A 1,467-nucleotide genomic window follows, 5' to 3' on the forward strand; every position below is an offset into this window, starting at 1 on the left:
CGCCATAGCCTCATTAAATCCACGCGGGATAAAATAATGAACATAATGCTTTATTATTTCTGCATTATCTTGAGCCTTCTCAAAATCCACAGCTCCTGTAGAGACGTTAATTATATCTGTCTTCATCCCATAATTTCCGACGTTAAACCAACCAAATATCTCCCTGCTATCCTCATTGACTTGAACCCCCTCGAATTGATAGACCTGTTTTGAATCCTCAATAATGTTGTAAGCCCCTGTATTCTCTTGAATAAAATTACGTAGAAGAAAGAAAAGGTCGTGGTTCCCCAAGTTATCTAGCGTGCTATATCTTTGCTCTACTCTTCCCTCTAGCCCCCTATTGAAACAACGAAAAAGATACGGTGCGACTGCATGCATTTGTGGCCCCCTATTAAACCGTTACCGTTATCGTGCCAACCCTATTCGGATCAACCTTTCCCCAAAAGACCAATTCGCTCACGAAACACTTACCAAGCCTCATGATTGAGTCTTACTTGCAGATCGAAGCATTTATGAATAGCTCCAACCCGGTCAAAAAAACACACTACCTCAACTACTTACAAATTTATGTAAGCCATATCCTACAAATTCAACGTGCGCGCGGGTGGGAACGGGCAGGGATTCGATTAACGAAGGGGCCGGGCAGGAGTTTCTTGGCGGCAAAGATCGCCCGCTTTTCTAGCGGGTTTCGCCTTGGTGCTGTGATTTCGGGAGACGCGGTGAATCCGGGTAATTTCTTAAGAGTAATACCGAACGTGCGCTACCGATTCACCAACCGCCTGGCCTTCCAATAACGCTGACTCCAATAGGGATTGTTGAGCGACGACTGCATGACACCACTACTCACCGAGGCATGCATAAATTCATCCCCACCCATGTAAATTCCCACGTGGCGATTGCCCGGTCCGGTTTTGAAGAACACCAGGTCGCCCACTTCCAGTTCGTTGCGGGCGACGGGTTCGCCTTCCTGCATCAATGCCGAAGTGGTGCGCGGAACTTTCATGTTCAGCTGCGAGAGGAAGGTGAGATAGACGAAGCCAGAACAGTCCACGCCTTGCGGGCTGAGGCCACCGTATTGGTAAGGCACGCCCTGCCAGTCTTCTTTCTGGGCGAGCAGGCTATCGAGGATCAGGGATTGCTGGGGCGGAAGTTCCAGCGGTACTTCGGCAATGTCAGGTTGGGGGGATTGCCGCTCGGCGGGCACCAGGCTACACGCTGTCAGGCTGACGAATAGCAGCAACAGGGAAGGAAACCGGACAGGAATGGCGGTATAGCGGGGCATGGCGTGATAGTGATGGCTGACTTAAGGAGTCTGGCAGCCGGGCGGCGAGAAGGTTCCATAAGAACCATCTTGATGTAGGAGCGCCACTTGAGGCGCGAACCCGAGCCTTGGCGAGGGCATTCAACCGATCCTTCGCTTTAGCTCAGGTTCGCGCCTCAAGTGGCGCTCCTACAATGGGTTCGCTG

At 50.9% G+C, this 1,467-nt stretch carries 1 protein-coding gene and 1 pseudogene; both read right to left on the reverse strand.

Annotated features, from left to right (window positions below; all coding sequences use genetic code 11):
- A pseudogene (locus tag ACN0IC_RS15415) lies at positions 1-378 on the reverse strand (hypothetical protein); the annotation flags it as partial.
- A gap of 382 nt (positions 379-760) precedes the next feature.
- A complete protein-coding gene (locus ACN0IC_RS15420; RefSeq protein WP_007150130.1) occupies positions 761-1,282 on the reverse strand; it encodes an NlpC/P60 family protein in 522 nt (173 codons plus the stop codon).
- Positions 1,283-1,467 lie beyond the last annotated feature (185 nt).

The sequence above is a fragment of the Litorimonas sp. genome (genome assembly GCA_029936425.1).
In the GTDB taxonomy this organism is placed as follows: Bacteria; Pseudomonadota; Alphaproteobacteria; order Caulobacterales; family Maricaulaceae; genus Litorimonas.